This is a genomic window from Deinococcus marmoris, from assembly GCF_001949125.1.
GTDB classification, from domain to species: domain Bacteria; phylum Deinococcota; class Deinococci; order Deinococcales; family Deinococcaceae; genus Deinococcus; species Deinococcus marmoris_A.
Genome location: NZ_MSTI01000057.1, coordinates 1 through 18,687, shown reverse-complemented (window position 1 = coordinate 18,687; position 18,687 = coordinate 1). Strand labels below are relative to the sequence as shown.

Genomic DNA, 18,687 nt, shown 5'->3' with positions numbered 1-18,687 from the left:
AGGAGTTCATCGCGTCCCGCGCAACGCCCTCCATCTTTTCCTACAACCCACACCCCATAGCCCAATCTTCAGTCGTATTCCACCGACAGCACTTCAAACTTGGCCGTTCCCTTGGGCAGTTGCACCGTTACCTTGTCGCCCTCACGCTTGCCCGCCAGGGCCTGACCAAAGGGGCTGGCGTCGCTGACGCGGCCTTTGGGCACGTCCACCTCGTAGGTGCCGACAAGCTCGAACTGGCGCTCGTTGCCCTTCTCGTCGCGCACCTTGATCTTTGCACCCAGGCCCGCGCCCTTGCTGGCGTCGCCCGCGATGATCTCGGCGCGTTCCAGTTGGTTCTCGATCTCGACGATACGGGTCTCGTTCTCACTCTGCTGCATGCGGGCCTCGTCGTAGGCCGCGCTCTCGCTCAGGTCCCCGTCGGCGATGGCGATGCCCATGTACTCCGAAATCTGCTCGCGGCGCACGGTCTTCAGTTGGTGCAGGGTTTCGGCCAGCTTGTCGTAGCCGCGCTGGGTCATGGTGATACGTTCCTGAGTCATAGAACTTCCACTATACGGCGTTGTGGTCAAATCCCGCCATCAGGGTTCGCCAGTGTTTCGTAAAGGCCCAGTTCAGCGCCGGGCCGCCCCACGCGCCTAGGCTGCCGGACATGACCCGATACGACGATGACCGCGAAATTAGAGGCGAGGTGCAGGACGAGGGCGTGGACCGCGAGATCCTGCAAGACAAGATGGTGGCCGAGGACGTGCTGAGGCAGGACACCAAGGCGGACCGCCGCAACCCCAACGACCAGCCCGGCTTCATGGACGGCATCCAGGGTGACTGGGACGGCGAGGTGCGCCAGGGCGATCCCAACAACCTGACTGGCGGCGATCTGGAAGGCGATGAGCGCGGCGGCGAGGGCACGGCCCACAGCGGCGGCGTGGACGGCGGCCCGGCGCGCAGCAAACCGCTGCCGGGCGACAAGAAGTAGAGATCAGAAAAGAAGCGGCCCCGCAAGGTTGATCGGGGCCGCCTCTCCTGCTTTTCCCACCTCCTACAACCCACAGCCCACAACCCAGTCAGCGCCGCTCCACCCCGGTATCCAGCGCGGAGGCCAGCGCCTCCTGCGCCCGCTTCTGGCTGTCGTCTACCTCCACGGCCACCTGCTGGCCGTTTTCCAGGTCCATCACGAAATGGTCCCCGTCCAGCCGCACGCGCGACAGGATCTGTTCCTCGCCTTCCGGGCGGGTGGCGGCGCGCAGTTCCACGTAGCGGCGCATCGGCGTGCGGATGACCTTGGGGGCCAGAATTTCTTCCACCTGAAAGATGCCGCCGGAATTGTTCATGGTCACGCTGATCAGCACCGGGGCGTTGCGGCCCCGCTCGATCACGACCTCATCCACGGCCAGCGCGCTGATCGAGTGGATGTCCACGCTGCCCAGGCTAAAGGCCTTGCGCCCACGCCCCTTGGTGATGTCGGTGCCGTCGGCCACGGCGGTGATGCCGCCTTCCAGAGTCAGCGGCGGTGGGTTCAGATCGTGACAGTTGATGGACCCCAGGATGAACGAGCGCACCTTGGCCCGCTTGAACGGATCGGCGTACAGCGGTCCCATGATCCGGTCCAGAATCGGCAGCGCCAGCGCCACGCCGTGCTGCTCGTGGCTGACGCGGTGAATCTGGTTGCCGATGTCGTGCAGCATGGTGCCCAGGATCACGGCCAGATATACGTCGTCGGCGTCGCCTATGCCCGAATCCATGATGTCGGGCTTGACGCCGCCTTCCAGCAGCAATTCGGTGATGGCGAGGCTGGCGGCTCCGGTAATAAACGAATGCACCCGCCCGTGATCGTTGTAGCCCAGCTTGCGCATGGTGATGTAGTTCGCCATGTCCCAGCAGGCCAGCGCTTCAGGATCGGTGGCCAGGGCGGTGTAGGCGGCCAGCGCACGCGGAAAATGCTCCAGATCGTCACGGATGGCGGCGTCGGCCTCCTGAATGATCTTGGAGCGCGGGGTGGTGAACTCGACGACGCGGCCCGTCTGCCCAGCGACGATTGGAGGCTCGGTCTGCACGCCGGCCACGTCCTGCACGTTGCCTGCCTGCACGCTCAGCTTGAACTTCTGATCGGGCCTGCGTGACAGTTTCTGGTTGGGCCGGGTGTTGTCACTCACCCTGGAAATCTGCCTTGCGCTTGTTCAGGAAGGCGTCCACGCCCTCGCCAAAGTCTTTGGTGGCCACCAGCAGACCAAACAGATCCGCCTCGACCTCCAGCCCGGCTTCCAGCGTGGTGTCCAGCCCCCGGCGCACCGCTTCCTTGACCAGCGACAGGGCAATCGGCGCGTTCTTCAGGATCTGTTCGGCCACCTCGCGCGCCTTGCTCAGGGCGTCGTCGGCCACGTAGTTGACCAGGCCCATGCCAAAAGCCTCGGCGGCCTCCACCTGACGCGCCGTGAGCATCATGTCCAGGGCGCGCCCCGCTCCGATCAGGCGGGCCAGACGCTGCGTGCCGCCGAAACCGGGCAGCAGGCCCAGCGTCACTTCGGGCAGCCCCATCTTGGCGTGGGTGGAGGCCACGCGGATGTCGCAGGCCAGCGCCAGTTCCAGCCCGCCGCCCAGCGCAAAGCCGTTGATGGCCGCGATCACCGGGATGGGCAGGGTGGCGATCTGGTGCATCACGTCCTGCCCGGCCAGCGAAAGCTCGCGGCCCGCGTACACACCGTCCAGCGTCTTGAACTCGGCGATATCGGCCCCTGCGACAAAGGCGCGGTCCCCGCCGCCGGTGATGATCAGCGCACCGACCTCGGCGTCCTCCACGATCAGATCCACCGCCGCGCTGATCTCGCCCAGGGTCTCGGCGTTCAGGGCATTCAGCGCCCTGGGCCGGTTAACCGTCAGAACCGCAATCGGGCCGTGGCGGTCGATCTGTACATTCTCGAATTCCATTTCATCCAACTGCGTATCCGGCTGCGTCATGGCCCCACTTTGACACGGCAGGCCGGGTGAAGACCGCGCTTCAGGTCTGCTTTTCCTGACGGAAGCGGCTGGGGAAGGGGCTGCGATCTGGAAAGTTGTGGGAAATCTGAAGAGTTGATGGAGAACCAGAAGCCTGAAATGACGGTCATCCTGGGGGGACGTCTTCACCGTGCCAGGAACTGAGGTTTGACGTGCCGAATCTCATTATTACGTACCAGCATTCTCTCATGAGATGGATTCTGTTTCTGTATTCTGGCTGGTCTATTGGGATCGGGCGCAAAGTTCTCAAGAAGAGTGTGAGACGGCGTTCCTGGCAGATATGAACGGTGATTGATTGCTTACTCAGTACTCATCTATGATGTTAGAATCCTTATCTAACTCACTTCTGATGGAAATGGCAAGAGGGAAAGTTGCCAATTTCACAATCTACTCACGTCCTGTGCCTACGGTGGTCGTAGGAAACAGGAGGACTGCTCTGTATTCAGAACCTCAGCTCTGCCCAGTTTCAAGGAGATCTTCACATGCGTAAACCCCTTATTTTGATCACCACCCTCGCCCTGAGCCTCGGCGTTGCCGGCGCGCAGACCGCCGCGCCCGCCACCAGCCCTGTCCCCGTGACCATCACCGACGTGCCCGCCGGGCACTGGGCCAAGGACGCCGTGGACCGTATCGTGCAGTGTGGCCTGATCCAGGGCTTCCCCGACGGCACCTTCCGTGGCAACGAGAACCTGACGCGCTACCAGGCCGCCCTGATTTTCTACCGTCTCCTCCAGACCGGCGCGCTGAGCAACTGCGGCATGGATCAGGAAGGCATGGCTGCTGTGGCCAACGGCATGCAGGAAGTCAGCACCGAGATGGCCGCCATCGCTGGCCGCGTGACCGACCTAGAAAAGCTGAACGCTGACCAGCAGGCCCGCATCGACGCGCTGGAAGCCAAGATCAACGAGATGGGCAACATGAGCGCCGGTGCCGACACCGCCGCCCTGACCGCCCGCATCGACGCGCTTGAAGCCGCTGTGCAGAACATTCCTGCCGGTCCTGCTGGCGCAACCGGTCCTGCGGGTCCTGCTGGCCCCGCCGGTCCTGCGGGTCCTGCCGGAACTGCTGGCGCTGCGGGCACGACCACCACGGTCACCCCTGCGCCCACCCCCACGCCTGCTCCCGGCACCACCGTCGTGATCGGCGAACCCAGCACCGACATGAGCATGGCCAGCGCCAAGACCCTGTACGCCGGGATCAGCGGCGGTGCGAACTTCGTGGACGGTTCCAGCAACTGCATCAACAAGTTGCAGAAGACCAACTCCCAGATCAACCTGTGCGTCACCGCCGGCGCGATGATCGGCTCCACCAGCGTGATCGGCCCGGTCGGCGCGCGTGTGGCGGCCCAGTACCAGCCCGGCTACAACGCCATTCACGCTGACGTGAACGCGACCTACAACCTGAGCGCGGGCAACCTGCACCCCTACGTGGGCGCGGGCCTGGGTCTGACGAGCAGCAAGTCGCGCACCACCGTCAGCAACACCAACGCGACCGATACCTACATCAACGCGCTGGTGGGTGTGGACTTCCGCGTCACCGACAGCATTGCTGCTTTCGTGGAAGGCAACGGGCGCTACTACCTGACCAACAAGGGCTTCGGCACGGGTCTGAGCAACGTCCGTAACGACGGCTCCGGCACTGATTTCAACAACGGCAGCACCGACGCGGCCAAGACCACCAAGGGCTTTGGCGGCGCGGTCAAGGCCGGCCTGAAGTTCTACTTCTAAACCTCTCCCTGAGTTCCTGAAGCTGGCCTCCCATGTGGGGGCCAGTTTTTTCGTGTTTATTTTTTCGTGCCTGTGTATCGGCATGGCGGTGCCGCCTGCCCATGCCCATTCATTCCCACCGGCAGCGCTAGACTGTTTCCCATGCGCCTCGTCTCCTTTCTTCAGGTGCTGCTGCTGCTGGCAATCCTGGCTTACCTGACCCTGTTCACGCTGGAAAACCCGGCGCTGGTGCGTCTGCCGCTGCCGTTTGGACGGGGCGAGTTGTCGTTGTCGGTGGGTGTGACGGTGGCCCTGTTCGCGCTGATCGGGGCGGCCTACGCGGCTCTGTTGCTGGTCCCCCCGGTCTGGCAGGAGCGGCTGCGCCGCCGCCATGAACGCCGGGAGCGCCGCGCGGTGGAAGAGCGGCTGACCGCCACCCTGCAAGCGCGGCTGGGGGCCATGCCAGCGGCACTTCTGGCCACCACTCCTGCGCCCGGTTCGGACGAGAGGCAGCCTCTATGAAGGCCGTTTCCCCGACTGCCGTGCCTGCTGCCCGCTGGCTGCTGGCCCCCCCTGCCAGCCGCGAGGAACTGCTCTCGACCATGCGGCAGTGGCGCGTGTCGCCGCCGCTGGCACAGGTGCTGCATGGGCGCGGCCTGACCCCGGCGCTGCTGGACCCGCCGCTGGTCCTGACGCCCAATCCGGCTTTGCGTGAGGCGGCCCGTCGCATCGTGGGCGCGGTGCGCGGCAAGAAGCGCATCCGCATCCACGGGGACTACGATGCGGACGGCGTGAGCGCCACCGCCGTGCTGGTGCTGGGGCTGCGGGCGCTGGGCGCGAATGTCCACGGCTTTATTCCCCACCGCCTGAACGAGGGTTACGGCGTCCATCCCGACAAGGTCACGGAACATGCCGAGAGCTGCGACCTGCTGGTCACGGTGGACTGCGGCGTCAGCAATGTGGACGAGGTGGCCGCCCTGCTGGGTCTGGGAACCGAGGTGATTGTCACCGATCACCACACGCCGGGCGACAACTTCCCGGCGGCGCTGGTGGTTCACCCCAGCCTCACGGGCGACTATGACCCGGCCCTGCACAACCTGACCGGCGCGGGGGTGGCCTACCACCTGCTGTGGGCCATCCATGCCGACCTGGGCCTGGACGAGCCGAGAGCGCTGTCCGCCCTGGCGACGCTGGGCACCGTGGCGGACGTGGCCCCGCTGATCGGTGAAAACCGCGCTCTGGTGCGCGCTGGCCTGGAGGCATTGCGGGAGACGGAACTGCCCGGTCTGCGTGCCCTGCTGGATTCCGGGCGGGTGCAGCGGCCCACAGCGCGGGATGTGGCCTTTGTCCTCGCCCCCAGAATCAACGCTGCCGGGCGGCTGGGCGAGGCGGATGTCGCGCTGGACCTGCTGACCACGCCCAGCCGCCACGAGGCCACGAGGCTGGCCGAGTACCTGGAAATCCGCAACGTGGAGCGGCGCAAATTGCAGGACGAGATGTTCGCGCAGGCGTTGCAGATCGCCGATCCCAGTGACCCTGCCCTGGTGGTCACGCACCCGGAGTGGCACGCGGGCGTGATGGGCATCGTGGCCAGCAAGCTGGTGGAGACCTACCACAAGCCCGTGTTTATCGTCGCGCAGGGCAAGGGTTCGGTCCGCAGCACCCCTGGCATCAGCGCGGTGAATGGGCTGACCTACAGCAGGGATCTGCTCAAGCGCTACGGCGGTCACACCGGGGCGGCGGGGTTCTCGCTGGACGAATCACAGTTCGGGGCCTTCCGTGAGCGCATCCACGCCTACGTGCAGCAGTTTCCGTCGCCCGTGCCGCGTGTGCGGCTGGACGCGGCGCTGCCCACACTGGGGGCCACGCTGGAACTGGTGGACGGGGCCAGTACCTTTGAACCGTTCGGTGAGGGCCATCTGCCCCCGCTGTGGCATGTGCGGGACGAACTGACCGAGACGCGGCTGGTGGGCAAACGCGGCGACAGTCTGCAATTTCGCGTGGGGGCGCTGCGCGGCATCAAATACGGCGAACACGACGCCACGCCGGGGGAACGTGATCTGGCCACGGGGTTGGTGGTCAGCGAGTGGCGCGGACAGACCCGGCTGGAATACCACGCGCAGGCATTGCGCCCGCCCGCCCAGGTATCGCTGGACCTTCCCGTGCCTGATGGGCTGGACCTGCCCCGCCTGAACCCCAAAGACGCCATGCAGCGCCTGACTGCCGGAGCCAGCGCCTACGCCACGCCAGCGGTAGCCGATTATCTGCGCGACAACGTGCCGGGCGTGCGGCTGGTAGAGGCGGGCGAACTCTGGTCTGGGGAAGAACTGATCCTCTACGCCCTGCCCACCGAGGACGATCTGTGCCGCTGGCTGCTGACAGGCGGAGCAGTGGCTTTCGCACTAGGGCCGAAGACCCTCTCCGAGCTGGAGGGCGCGTTGACCCGCCACCACCTGAGTGCCCCCCCCGCCAACCCGCTGGCCGACGCCACCGCAGACGAGGCCCACATGGCCCGTGCCGCCGACGCCTACCGCCGCTGGCAGTGGGCGCACCATTACCGCACGCTGGACAACGGGGGGTGGACGGCCTCGGTCCACGCGATGCTGGGGCTGGCCCTGCCGCTCGAAGGGTTGAATGTGCAGACGGCAGAACTGGCGCTGGGAGACTGAATCTCAGGGCAGGACCGTGATCCGCCCTGCCGCCGGGTCCAGCCGCACCTGCGCGCCCAGTGGCAATGTCAGTTGCGGGCTGGTGTGGCCGAAGTCCACGTTCGCCACCACGGGTAGGTCCTCACGCCCGGTCTCGTGCAGCACGCGGCGGACCCAGCCGTACAGGTCCTGCACCATCTGGGGCGTGTAGCCCCTGGGACGGGCCAGCATCAGCCCGGCGGCGTGGGTCAACATGCCCTGCGCGGCGTAGTTTCTGAGCCAGTAGCCCACCTGATTCGGCGCGGGAATATCCTCGCTGGTTTCCAGCGCCAGCGCCAGCACCGCGCCGTGCCACAACTGCGGGGCAGGCCAGCCAGGGGTGCCGTTCAGCATGTCCAACACTTCCAGGCAGCCGCCGATCAGGTGGCCCTGCGCGGGCGCGTCGCCCTGAAGCCACTGCCAGCCATCACCGGGTTGAAAGGGACGGCGAATCTCCTGCAAGCCTTCGTCGGCCCAATCGCTGAAATGTTCGCTCCACTCCGGGGCGGGGGAGAGATCAAAGGGCTGCGGCTTGTCTACCAGCGCCCGGCGAATGCCCTGCACCGTGAAGGGATGCATTCCACCGTTTTCAGCCAGATCGGCCAGCAGGGCGGGACCGTGGTAGGCCATCACCCCAGCGCGCAGAAAGGCCAGCAGCGTGACGGTGCTGTCGCTGAAGCCCAGAAACGGCTTAGGATGGGCGCGAATCAGGTTCAGATCGAGGAAGGGCAGCAGGCGCACGCTGTCGTCGCCGCCGATCATGCTCAGCAGGCCATCTATCTCTGGATTTTCCAGCGCCCAGTGCAAGTCATCGGCGCGGGCCTGCGGGTGGGCGTACAGGTACTCCGCGCCACGCAGCGCATTCGGCGCGGGCACCACCTCCCAGCCGAATTCGTCGGCCACCTGACGCACTCCAGCGTGGTAACGGCCCATCACCTCGGTCACGAAACCGCTGGACAGGCTCAGGGCCGCGATACGGGAGCCGGGAGGAAGGCGGGCTGGACGCAGGAAAGTGAGGGACATTCGCTCAGAGTAAAGCAGCCTGCGCCCGGCGTTCTATCGCAGAAAAACGCTCAGCCCGAGACGCGAATTTCCAGTTCGCCCGCTCCGGCGCGGTCTGCGGCGATGGCCTTGGCCACCTCTTCCGGCGAGATGGAACCTTTGGGAGCTTTGCCCACCTGCGCCCACAGTTCGGTGTCCACGGCCGGGGGCAGAACCAGCGCCACCGTGACGCCGCGCGCCTCCATGCGGGCGATCTCGGCGGCGCGGGCCAGGGCGGCCTTGCTGGCGGCGTACTGCGAGAAGCCGCGCGCCGTGACCAGTTCCGGTCGTGCGCCCAGCAGGTAGACCCGCCCGCCCTTGTTCATGCGCCCCAGCCCGTGCTTCAGCACCCACAGCGCCCCAAAGTAGTTAGCGTTCCACACGGCCCGCACCTTGCCGGGGTCCGCGTCCTTGAGGGGTTCGGGCATGGCCGCCCCCGCCGCGTAGACCAGCGTGTCCAGATTCTCCAGACCGTCGAACAGCGCCTTGACGTGGCTCTCGTACCCCAGGTCCGCGACTTTGGAGGCCGCGCCCAGTTCGGCCGCCAGGGCCGAGAGTTTTTCCTCGTCGCGCCCGCTGAGGGTCAGGGTGGTGTCGGCCCCAGCCAGTGCCCGCGCCGTCGCCGCGCCGATGCCGCCGGTGGCTCCCAGAATCAGAGTGTTCATACCTCACACTAGCCGAGGCGGGCGTGCCTGTCGGTACGGGGCGGTACGGATGCGCGGCCCAGAACGCGGGGGCTGCTCAGGATGGCGGAGCGATGGCCTCGGCCTGCACCCGCCGGTTTCCCTGACCCATCCAGGCCCGCAGTTCCTCCAGCCCATCGTCACTCAGGTGGCCGGTGGCCGAGCCGCCCCCTTCCACCGTCCAGCCGCGCTTGTTGGCCTCGTGGGGCAGGCCGTGCAATTGGTAGTGCCCTGGCCCCAGCGGCGAGGCGAGGTCCAGCGTGACCACATTCGAGAAGTGTTCCAGCTCGAAGCGGCGTTCCAGCCAGGCCGCACGGCCATGATCGGTGCCGGAAACCCCAAAGAACATGAAAAACCCGCCCAGGTCCGGCAGCGCCATCCTTTTCCGTCTGGGACGGATGCTCAGGCCGTTCACTCTGATTTCTGGCATGCCGTTCTCTTGCATGCCCCATTGTCGGACACTTCTGTGCGCGCGGGGCGGGATGAAGTGTTCAGGGCACGTTCGCGGCCCTCAGCCCAGCAGCGGCCACTCTTCCAGAGGTGCGTAAATGCCCCCTGGCCCCGGCTTTCGCATCAGGGTGATGCTTCGTACTGTGAAGGCCAGCGGTTTGCGCTTCAGATCGGCGAATTCGGTCTGGGCCGCCGTCAGCAGTTCCGACAACTCCACCCCCCGCCGTTGCAGGACCAGCGAGAGGTGAAGCTGAAGCCCCGGCCCCTCGTAGCCGAAGAAACGTGCAGGCTTCAGGGCGTCCAGCAGGGCCAGATGAAGTTGTACGGCCTCCGAACTGCCTGCCTCCAGATACACGGCGGTCCCGTTGCTGAACAGGCGTGGCCCGCCGACAGCTATAGGCAGGGGCGTGTGCCGGGCCACCACCTCCCGCAACTTTTCCTGCCAGTCCAGTTCCGTTAGGAGGCCGCTGCGGGCCTTGACGGTGATGTGCGGCACGGCAGCGGCGTCCCTGAGCTGGTGGGCAGCGCGAAAGGTCTGGATTCGCGCGGCCAGTTGGGGGGGCGGCAGCGCGGCCAGCAGAAAGGAGGGGGCCATCTTCAGCCCGCTTAAACGGCGTCCGTCTCGGCCAGACGCTCCAGCACGCCAGGGTCTTCCAGGGTGCTGGTGTCGCCCTCGATGGCCTTGCCTGCCGCGATCTGGCGCAGAAAGCGGCGCATGATCTTGCCGCTGCGGGTCTTGGGCAGCGCGTCGGCGATGTAGATGGCGTCCGGGCGGGCCAGCGCGCCGATCTCGCGGGTCACATAGGCGCGCAGTTCTTTGGGATCGATGGTCTGATCGCCCTGCGGCAGCACGAAGGCCACCACGCACTCGCCCTTGATGTCGTCGGGGCGGCCCACCACGGCGGCCTCGGAGACGCTGGGATGGGCCACCAACGCGGATTCAATCTCCATCGTGCCCAGGCGGTGCCCCGACACGTTCAGCACGTCGTCCACGCGGCCCATCACGGTGATGTAGCCGTCGGCGTCGCGGCGTGCGCCGTCCCCAGCAAAATAGACGTGCGGAATCTCGCCCCAGTAGCTCTTGCGGTAGCGCTCGTCGTCGCCGTAGACCGTTCGCAGCATGCTGGGCCACGGGCGCTTGATGACCAGCAGGCCGCCGTCGTCCGGCCCCAGTTCCTGGCCGTCGCGGGTCATGATGGCGGGTTCGATGCCGTACATCGGCAGGCCCGCGCTGCCGGGTTTGGCGGCGTGCGCCCCCGGCAGGGTGGTCAGCATGATCGAGCCGGTCTCGGTCTGCCACCACGTATCGATCACCGGGCAGCGGTCCCCGCCGATCACGCGGGCGTACCACATCCACGCCTCCGGGTTGATCGGCTCGCCCACCGAACCCAGCAGGCGCAGGCTGCTCAGGTCGTACCTGCCGGGAATCTCGTCGCCCTGGCGCATCAGCGCGCGGATGGCGGTGGGCGCGGTGTATAGAATCGTGACCTTGTGCTTCTGCACGATGTCCCAGAAGCGGCCCCAGTCGGGGTGGTTGGGTGCGCCCTCGTACAGCACCACCGTCGCGCCGTTCAGCAGCGGGCCGTACACGCTGTAGCTGTGGCCGGTGACCCAGCCCACGTCGGCGGTACACCAGAACACGTCGTCGTCTTTCAGGTCGAAGACCGTCTCCATCGTCAGGTAGGTGCTGACCATGTAACCGCCCGTGGTGTGCAGCACGCCCTTGGGTTTGCCCGTGCTGCCGGAGGTGTAGAGCACGAACAGCGGGTGTTCGCTGTCCAGCGCCACGGCCTCGTGTTCGTCACTGGCGGCGGTCAGCGCTTCAGACCACCACACGTCGCGGCCCTGTTTCATGGGCGGATTGCTGCCCGCGCGGTTGACCACCAGCATGTGTTCCAGTCCGGGAGCCTTTGCGGCAGCGTCATCGGCATTGGCCTTGAGATTCACCAGCCCGCCGCGCCGCAGCCCCGCGTCGGCGGTGATCAGCAGCTTGCTCTGGCAGTCGTTGATGCGGTCCGCCAGCGCCGAAACGCTGAAGCCCCCGAAGACCACGCTATGCACGGCCCCGATCCGGGCGCAGGCCAGCATGGCAATCGCGGCCTCCGGGATCAGCGGCAGGTACAGCGTCACGCGGTCCCCGCTCTGCACGTCCAGCGCCAGCAGGGCGTTGGCAGCCCGCTTAACCTGCGAGAGCAATTCCCAATAGGTGAAGGTGCGGACCTCGCCGTCCTCGCCCTCCCAGATAAAGGCGCGCTTGTTCCCCAGGCCGCGCTCCACCTGACGGTCCAGCGCGTTGTAGGCCAGGTTGGTCTGGCCGCCCACGAACCAGCGGGCGTGCGGCTCCTGCCAGTCCAGCACCTGATCCCAGGGCTTCATCCACGTCAGTTCCCCGGCCACCTCGCCCCAGAACGTATCGGGGTCATCCAGGCTCTGGCGGTAGCGGCGGTCATATTCCTCGCGCGTGACCTTCGCCTGGGCCGCGAAATCGGCGGGCGGCTGGATCACTCGGGTTTCGTGCAGCACGTTGTCGATGTGGTCGCTGGATGTGGGGTGCGTCATCGGGAAAAACCTCCGGGGCAAAAAAAATGCGGGAACGTGGCCCGGCAGGGCGGGCAGTGCTGTGGGTTGTGGCTGCCGTCCACTGTAGCGCCGCATGCCGACTGGGCCGGGAAACTGTCACCGGGGCAGGACTGGACCCGGTTTAAGTTGCAGAGTTTAAGTTGCAGGGGTCAGCGCTTGCTGCGGGCCGCCTGCCTGATGACCTGCCTGGAGACGGCTGGCCGGGGCGTTGCCCGTGCGGGCGTGGACTTTGGAGCAGCAGGCTGCACCGTTCCAGGCTGTACTGTTCTAGGCTGCGCCGTGCCGAACCGCCACTGCGCCCCCAGAAAAGCCGCCAGCGCCAGCACCAGCGCCGAGATGTCCGGGCGCAGCAGCAGGCCCAGCGCCATCGCCAGCCCCATCGCCGGAATCGCCAGCAGCGCCATGCGGACCAGCCGCTGAAAGGACGCCTCGGGCAGCGGCCAGTAGCGGGTGTACATCAGGCCCAGCGCGAAGCCCAGCGCGGTCAGCAGCAAACACAGCAGGACGCCGCCCGGCGACAGCGAGTCCGCACCCGGCGTGAAAGCGCGTGAGAGTAACGTGAATGCCAGAAGCACGACGTTCAGACCCAGCCAGAAACGCAACAGCGGCAGCAGGGACGGCCAACGGGGGGTGGGCTGGGATGTCATGTGGTGACCCAGTCTAGCAGATGGGTCAGGCCCGGTCCTGCTGGCCTGTCATCCGCTACGGCGAGCAGCACGGGACTTTGCACATCAAAATAGACCCACTCCAGGCAATGCGTCCCCTGACCAGTGACAGCCCTGACCATTAGTAAAAAACAGGTATTGTGTCGCCACGGACAAAACGAAGGATTGGTGAAGCGTCGGCGGTCGGGTTCTGGCCCGTTTGCACAGGAGACGGCGAGCGTCTGACCCAGCGTGCGGAAGACTTTTCTATTTCTATTGCCGTCCGTTCCCCTGAGGTCCGAAACGCCCCAAGAGGAGAAAGACATGACCCAGCCGCCCGGTTCCACGTCTACCGCCCCACCCGGCCCCGCCCACAGCGGCCTCACGGCTGAGCAGCGCCTGGGGTACTGGCGCAGCAACCTGACCCTGACCCTGTCGCTGCTGGCGGTCTGGTTCGTCGTTCCTTACCTGTTCGGCATCATCTTTTCCACCAATCTGAACGCCGTCAAGCTGGTGCAGGCTCCGCTGGGCTTCTGGATCGCGCAGCAGGGATCGATCTACGTCTTTATTATCCTGATCGCCATTTACGCCTTCCGCATGAATGCACTGGACCGGGCCACCGGCGTGGACGGCTGATGTCGGTTCAGGTCTGGACCTACATTCTGGTGGCCATCACCTTCAGTCTGTATATCGGCATCGCGCTGGCCACGCGGGTGCGCGACACGCGCAGTTTCTACATCGCCGGGCAGGGCATTCCGCCGCTGTGGAACGGCATGGCCATCGCCGCCGACTGGATGAGCGCGGCCAGTTTCCTGTCGATCACGGGCATCATCGCCTTCAGCGGCTATGACGGCTCGGTGTACCTGATGGGCTGGACCGGCGGCTACGTGCTGCTGGCCCTGCTGATCGCGCCCTTCCTGCGCCGTTTCGGCAAATTCACGGTGCCGGATTTCGTGGGGGACCGCTACGGCTCGCAGGCGCTGCGGGCGCTGGCCGCACTGACCGCCATCCTGATCTCGTTCGTGTACGTGGCCGGGCAGATGCGCGGTGTGGGCGTGGTTTTCAGCCGCTTCCTGAACACCGACATCACCACCGGGGTGATCATCGGCGTGTTCCTGGTCTTCCTGTACGCCAGCCTGTCGGGCATGAAGGGCATCACCTGGACGCAGGTCTCGCAGTACATCGTGCTGATCCTGGCCTTCATCATTCCTGCCGCCGCCATCAGCCTGCAACTCAGCGGCAACCCGATTCCGCAACTGGGCTTCCTGAACATCGTGGGTGATCTGGACAGCCTGCAACGGGATCTGGGCTTCGCGGCCTACACGGCGCAGAACAAGACCAACACCGATATCTTCGCCATCACCATGGCCCTGATGGTCGGCACGGCGGGGCTGCCGCACGTCATCACGCGCTTTTACACCACGCCCACCGTGCAGGGCGCGCGCACCAGCGCCATCTGGGCCATCGTTTTCATCGCCATCCTGTACACCACCGTGCCTGCCCTGGCGATCTTCGCCAAGACCAACCTGATCAACAGCCTGGAAAACAAGCCCTACGCCAGCGCCCCGGCATGGTTCAAAAACTGGGAAAAAACCAAGCTGGTGGTCTTCACCGACAAGAACGGCGACGGCCTGATGCAGTACAAGCCGGGGGCCGCCTTCCTCAAGACCCCGACGGGCGGCAACGACTTTGCCAAGCCGGACCCGGCCAACGCCAACGAGCTGTACATCGACAACGACATTCTGGTGCTGGCCACGCCTGAAGTCGCCAATCTCAGCCCCTTCCTGATTGCGCTAGTCGCCGCCGGGGGACTGGCCGCCGCACTCTCCACAGCCTCGGGACTGCTGATCACAGTTTCCGGGGCGGTGGCGCACGACATCTATTACAAGCTGATCAATCCCAACGCCAGCGAGGGCGCGCGGCTGCTGGCCGGGCGAATCACGGTGGGGGTGGCCGCCATTGCCGCCGGGTATTTCGGCATCAATCCGCCGGGCTTCGTGGCGCAGGTCGTCGCCCTGGCCTTCGGACTGGCCGCCGCGTCCTTCTTCCCGCTGCTGGTGCTGGGCATCTTCGACAAGCGGATGAACTGGCAGGGCGCGATGTCCGGGCTGCTGTTGGGCCTGGGTTTCACGCTGATCTACATCATCAACTTCACGCCCAGCCTGGGCGGACGCGGCGCACCCGCCGACCTGTTCCTGGGCATCAGCACCACCGGCATCGGTACGGTGGGCATGGTGATCAACTTCGTGGTGGCCTTTGCGGTCAGCCGCCTGACCCCCGCCCCCAGCCAGCATGTGCAGGATCTGGTGGAAAGCGTGCGCTACCCCTCGGGCACCCTGACCGAAGCGCAGAGTCACTGAGCGCAGACCCAGTAGAAAGGGGGGGAGAGGCGGGCAGCGATGTCCTCTCTCCCTCTCTTTTTGATGTGTTCAGTTGGATCTGCCCAGAGGGCATTGACCCGACAGCAGATCAGCCTGCCAGGAAGAAAAACGGGTTCTGGGCTTGGGGTGCAGGAAGCGGCGCTGCCCCGAATTCTGCCGCTGGCCGACAGGATCATCGAAACCCAGTTCAGTCCAGCGTTTCGAGGTTGTCCGGCAAGACTCCGCCCAGTGCTATCCAGGCGCTCAGCAGATCGTCCGGCGCGGGCGCGTGCAGATGCAGCGTTTCGCCCGTCATCGGGTGCGGCAATTCCAGGAACTGCGCGTGCAGGGCCTGCCGGGAGATCACCTCGCTGGCGCGGCCATAGACGGTATCGCCCAGGATCGGGCTGCCCAGGTGCGCCAGATGCACCCGGAGCTGGTGGGTGCGCCCTGTGCGCGGCTGGGCACGGACCAGCGCCAGCGTGCGCCCATGCCCGTCCGGGTGGGCCGAGAGCGGCGTGAACAGGGTCTGGGCATCGCGGGCGCCCCCACCACCCACGGTCATGCGCTGGCGCTGTACCGGGTGGCGGCCCACGGGCGCGTCCACCTGGATCGGCCCAGCAGCCTTCCAGCTTCCGGCGGCAATCGCCAGATAGCTCTTGCGGGTGTCGCGGTCCTTGAAGGCGGCGGCCAGCCGGGCGTGGGCTTCCACCGTCTTGGCCACCACGATCACGCCGCTGGTGTCCTTGTCCAGCCGGTGGACGATGCCGGGGCGGTAGCCGCCCTCGCCGTCGAAGTCCAGTTGCCGGGGCAATTCCATGCGGCCCAGCAGGGCGTTGACCAGCGTGCCGCTGCGGACCCCTGGCGCGGGGTGGGTGATCATACCGGGGGGCTTGTTGACGGCGATCAGGGTGTCGTCCTCGAACAGCACGTCCAGCGGCACCTGTTCGGCCTCGACTGCCGCTTCGGGCGGGGGCGGCACCTGCACCGTCAGTTGTTCGCCGCCGCGCAGTTTCAGGCTGGATTTGAGGGCCGCGCCGCCGTCCACCTGCACATGGCCGCCCGCGATCCAGCCCGCCACCTGCGAGCGGCTGTGGTCGGTGAGTGCGGCCAGCACGGCGTCCAGACGCCCAGGCGTGGCCTCCAGATGCAGCGGGGAAGGGGGGGGGAAAGCGTTCACGCCGGGCATTCTAGGCGCTGCCCTGGATTTCGCTCTGGATTGCCGGGTGGGTCTTCATGTGGCCTTTAGGGTCCGGGCAGGGGTGATCCAATCCCCGCAGGCGTGCATATACCCCATTGAGCAATGTTCATGCGGACGATCCCAGCGGTCATCCGCGAGAACTGGACCCCTTTCAGATTGCCAAGGTCTGGAAGGACGAAGAGGCGACCAACGCCGCTCAAGGGAGGATTTTCATGCCAGAGAAAGTGGAAATGACGAACGCAGAGATCAGTGGAGGCCAGGCAACGTCACGCCGCAAGTTCATGGGCTATATCGGTCTTGCTGGTGCAGGCGCAGCGCTGGTGGCGTGCAGCCCCCAGGATCAGCCCGCCCCGCCCAAGGGTCTGACCCCTGCCGAAAAGGCTGCGGCGCAGGATCTCGACATCCTGAACTACGCGCTGACCCTGGAGTATCTGGAAGCCGATTTCTACCGCCGCTTTGATACGGGTGACCTCAAGGGCACGCTCAGCGACGCCAGAGTCAAAGAATTCGCCAAGGAACTGGCCGTGCAGGAGCAGGCACATGTCGACGCTCTGATCAGCACCATTAAGAGCCTGGGCGCTACGCCCGTTGCCCTGCCCAAGTTCGACTACTCCTCGTTGATTCCCGATCCCAGCAAGCTGAATGATGCATTCTTCTTGCAGTTGGCCGTGACCTTCGAGCCAGTCGGCACCCGCGCCTACCTGGGCCAGGCGAACAGACTGACCAACCCTGCCTTGCTGGCCGCCGCTGCCGCCATCCTGGCCGTGGAAGCCAACCACGTTTCGGCCATTCAGGAACTCCGCACCGACATGGGTCTGAACACCAAGCCCACCCGCATGACCGACATTGCGCCGCAAACGGATATCAACAACACCGCTGCGTCCTCGTTCGATCCCAACTTCTCCCCGACGCCCACCTTGTTGTGGAAGCCATTGACGATGGCCCAGACCCTGGCGATCGTTGGGCCACTGATCGTCAAGTAAGGTCTGAAACGCGCGCAGTGTTCCTGAGATATAGCAACACAGTGCCGTTACAGAGTTTCTGAAGCTGGGCTGAGCTTTTGCCCAGAGCTATCCAACCAAGACACGAGAGGAGAATTTCACATGACTACCCCTGATCGCCGTTCTTTCCTGAAATACGCCGGAGTTGGTACGGGCGCAATGATGCTCGGTGGACTGCACCTGTCCGCCTTCGCCGCCGACACCAGCCCCACCACCAAGAGCGCTGCCCAGGATCTCGCGATTCTGAACTACGCCCTCACCCTGGAATACATCGAAGCTGCGTTCTACGCTGCGTTTGATGTGGGCGGCGCATACGCCAGCAAGCTCAGCAATGCCCGCGTCAAGGAATACGCCAAGGAACTGGCTTCGCAGGAACAGGGCCACGTTGACTACCTGATTTCCACGATCAAGAGCCTGGGCGGCACTCCGGTTGCCAAACCCAACCTGACCTTTGCTCCTCTGATTCCCGATCCCAGCAAGTTGAACGACGAAGTGTTCTTGCAACTGGCCGTGACCTTTGAGCCGGTGGGCACCCGCGCCTACCTGGGCCAGGCCACCAGCATCATGAACGCCGACGTGCTGACCGCCGCTGCCAGCGTCCTGGCCGTGGAAGCCAACCATGTGAGCGGCATCCAGCAGCTCCGCGTCTTCCTGGGTTACAACAAGAAGCCTACCCGGATGTTTGCCCGCACGCCCCAGAGCGATGCCAAGCCCAACAGCACCAACGTGGGCGACTTCGACCCCGACTTCTCCCCCATGCCCACCGCCCTGTGGGAACCGCTGAGCATGGCAGAGGTCTTGGAAATCGTTGCACCGCTGATCGTCAAGTGATCTAAACCCACCATTTCAATATCTTCGTCCTCAGGGGACGCAGGTCAGCCTTTGGGCGGCCCGTCCCCTGTTCTGTTCCCCCGCCCGCTCACCTGAATGGAGGTTTTCACCATGCCCAACATCGGCCCCGCAGAACTGATCGTGATTTTACTGGTTGCCCTGGTGGTCTTCGGCCCCCGCAAACTGCCTGAACTGGGCAAGAGCCTGGGCCACGGCCTGCGCGAATTCCGCAAGAGTACCCAGGGTCTCAAGGACGAACTGGACGGCGCGAACATCGTCGCCACGCCCGTGGTTCAGCAGCCCGTGACCGTGGCCCAGCCCGCCGCCCAGGTGGCTGCCGCCCCGATCAACGCCGCCGCCGTGACCCCTCCCCGGAGCGTGGAAGCCTGAGACAGGGTTTTTCACCCCAGCGCCCCCGATCAATAAAGTTCTCCCAACGTGTGTGACAGTGAAAAGTACTTCACATTTGCTACGCTGATCTTCATTCCATGAATCAACCCACCCTCCCCCCC

At 65.4% G+C, this 18,687-nt stretch carries 19 protein-coding genes; 9 read left to right on the top strand and 10 right to left on the bottom strand.

The features are described 5' to 3' along the window. Positions 1–68: 68 nt before the first annotated feature. On the bottom strand, positions 69–539 hold the full coding sequence (locus tag BOO71_RS08010) for a transcription elongation factor GreA (RefSeq protein WP_075831427.1): 471 nt from the start codon (positions 537–539) through the stop codon (positions 69–71). A gap of 110 nt (positions 540–649) precedes the next feature. Here BOO71_RS08010 and BOO71_RS08005 point away from each other — a divergent pair, with 110 nt between their 5' ends. Continuing rightward, on the top strand, positions 650–973 hold the full coding sequence (locus BOO71_RS08005) for a hypothetical protein (protein ID WP_075831426.1): 324 nt from the start codon (positions 650–652) through the stop codon (positions 971–973). Positions 974–1,061: 88 nt separating this feature from the next. Here BOO71_RS08005 and BOO71_RS08000 read toward each other — a convergent pair whose 3' ends face one another. Together BOO71_RS08000 and BOO71_RS07995 are read right to left on the bottom strand one after the other, a co-directional pair. Beyond that, positions 1,062–2,150, bottom strand: coding sequence for a phosphohydrolase (locus BOO71_RS08000; RefSeq protein WP_075831425.1), 1,089 nt, complete (start codon positions 2,148–2,150; stop codon positions 1,062–1,064). Beyond that, positions 2,143–2,952 carry an enoyl-CoA hydratase/isomerase family protein gene (locus tag BOO71_RS07995; RefSeq protein ID WP_083653219.1) on the bottom strand — a complete coding sequence of 270 codons (810 nt, stop codon included), beginning with the start codon at positions 2,950–2,952 and terminating at the stop codon, positions 2,143–2,145. Before BOO71_RS07995 ends, BOO71_RS08000 begins: the two co-directional genes overlap by 8 nt. Before the next feature lie 521 nt (positions 2,953–3,473). Here BOO71_RS07995 and BOO71_RS07990 point away from each other — a divergent pair. The 3 genes from BOO71_RS07990 (at position 3,474) to BOO71_RS07980 (ending at position 7,366) form a co-directional block, all read left to right on the top strand. After that, the gene (locus BOO71_RS07990) at positions 3,474–4,718 is read left to right on the top strand and encodes an S-layer homology domain-containing protein (RefSeq protein WP_075831423.1); all 1,245 of its coding nucleotides are present in this window, start codon (positions 3,474–3,476) and stop codon (positions 4,716–4,718) included. A gap of 141 nt (positions 4,719–4,859) precedes the next feature. Beyond that, positions 4,860–5,219 carry a lipopolysaccharide assembly protein LapA domain-containing protein gene (locus tag BOO71_RS07985; protein WP_075831422.1) on the top strand — a complete coding sequence of 120 codons (360 nt, stop codon included), beginning with the start codon at positions 4,860–4,862 and terminating at the stop codon, positions 5,217–5,219. Then, the gene (locus BOO71_RS07980) at positions 5,216–7,366 is read left to right on the top strand and encodes a single-stranded-DNA-specific exonuclease RecJ (protein WP_075831421.1); all 2,151 of its coding nucleotides are present in this window, start codon (positions 5,216–5,218) and stop codon (positions 7,364–7,366) included. Before BOO71_RS07985 ends, BOO71_RS07980 begins: the two co-directional genes overlap by 4 nt. A gap of 3 nt (positions 7,367–7,369) precedes the next feature. On the opposite strand, the gene BOO71_RS07975 is transcribed toward BOO71_RS07980, so the two are convergent. From BOO71_RS07975 to BOO71_RS07950, 6 genes are all read right to left on the bottom strand, one after another. Further along, on the bottom strand, positions 7,370–8,407 hold the full coding sequence (locus BOO71_RS07975) for a S66 family peptidase (protein WP_075831420.1): 1,038 nt from the start codon (positions 8,405–8,407) through the stop codon (positions 7,370–7,372). A 50-nt stretch (positions 8,408–8,457) separates the two neighbouring features. Then, the gene (locus tag BOO71_RS07970) at positions 8,458–9,090 is read right to left on the bottom strand and encodes an SDR family NAD(P)-dependent oxidoreductase (RefSeq protein WP_075831419.1); all 633 of its coding nucleotides are present in this window, start codon (positions 9,088–9,090) and stop codon (positions 8,458–8,460) included. A gap of 76 nt (positions 9,091–9,166) precedes the next feature. Beyond that, positions 9,167–9,538, bottom strand: a complete 372-nt coding sequence (locus BOO71_RS07965; RefSeq protein WP_075831418.1) for a hypothetical protein — start codon at positions 9,536–9,538, stop codon at positions 9,167–9,169. Between the two features lie 81 nt (positions 9,539–9,619). Then, positions 9,620–10,153 carry a 2'-5' RNA ligase family protein gene (locus BOO71_RS07960; RefSeq protein ID WP_075831417.1) on the bottom strand — a complete coding sequence of 178 codons (534 nt, stop codon included), beginning with the start codon at positions 10,151–10,153 and terminating at the stop codon, positions 9,620–9,622. Positions 10,154–10,164: 11 nt separating this feature from the next. Next, positions 10,165–12,117, bottom strand: coding sequence for an acetate--CoA ligase (gene acs / locus BOO71_RS07955; protein ID WP_075831416.1), 1,953 nt, complete (start codon positions 12,115–12,117; stop codon positions 10,165–10,167). A gap of 170 nt (positions 12,118–12,287) precedes the next feature. Then, entirely contained in the window at positions 12,288–12,785 is a 498-nt protein-coding gene (locus BOO71_RS07950) for a hypothetical protein (RefSeq protein WP_075831415.1), read from the bottom strand. A 321-nt stretch (positions 12,786–13,106) separates the two neighbouring features. On the opposite strand from BOO71_RS07950, the gene BOO71_RS07945 reads away from it, so the two are divergent. Further along, positions 13,107–13,418: a DUF4212 domain-containing protein gene (locus BOO71_RS07945; RefSeq protein ID WP_075831414.1), complete on the top strand. Its 312-nt coding sequence runs from the start codon at positions 13,107–13,109 to the stop codon at positions 13,416–13,418. After that, positions 13,418–15,142 (top strand): sodium:solute symporter family protein, encoded by a 1,725-nt coding sequence (locus BOO71_RS07940; RefSeq protein WP_075831413.1) that lies wholly within the window; start codon positions 13,418–13,420, stop codon positions 15,140–15,142. The genes BOO71_RS07945 and BOO71_RS07940 overlap by 1 nt, the downstream gene beginning before the upstream one ends. 208 nt (positions 15,143–15,350) lie before the next feature. On the opposite strand, the gene BOO71_RS07935 is transcribed toward BOO71_RS07940, so the two are convergent. Beyond that, positions 15,351–16,331 carry an RluA family pseudouridine synthase gene (locus BOO71_RS07935; RefSeq protein WP_075831412.1) on the bottom strand — a complete coding sequence of 327 codons (981 nt, stop codon included), beginning with the start codon at positions 16,329–16,331 and terminating at the stop codon, positions 15,351–15,353. A gap of 224 nt (positions 16,332–16,555) precedes the next feature. Between BOO71_RS07935 and BOO71_RS07930 the strand changes: the two genes are divergently transcribed. The 3 genes from BOO71_RS07930 (at position 16,556) to BOO71_RS07920 (ending at position 18,565) form a co-directional block, all read left to right on the top strand. After that, positions 16,556–17,326, top strand: coding sequence for a ferritin-like domain-containing protein (locus BOO71_RS07930; protein ID WP_254843082.1), 771 nt, complete (start codon positions 16,556–16,558; stop codon positions 17,324–17,326). Between the two features lie 120 nt (positions 17,327–17,446). Continuing rightward, on the top strand, positions 17,447–18,175 hold the full coding sequence (locus tag BOO71_RS07925; protein ID WP_075831411.1) for a ferritin-like domain-containing protein: 729 nt from the start codon (positions 17,447–17,449) through the stop codon (positions 18,173–18,175). 111 nt (positions 18,176–18,286) lie between these two features. Beyond that, positions 18,287–18,565: a Sec-independent protein translocase subunit TatA/TatB gene (locus tag BOO71_RS07920; RefSeq protein ID WP_075831410.1), complete on the top strand. Its 279-nt coding sequence runs from the start codon at positions 18,287–18,289 to the stop codon at positions 18,563–18,565. Positions 18,566–18,687: the final 122 nt, after the last annotated feature.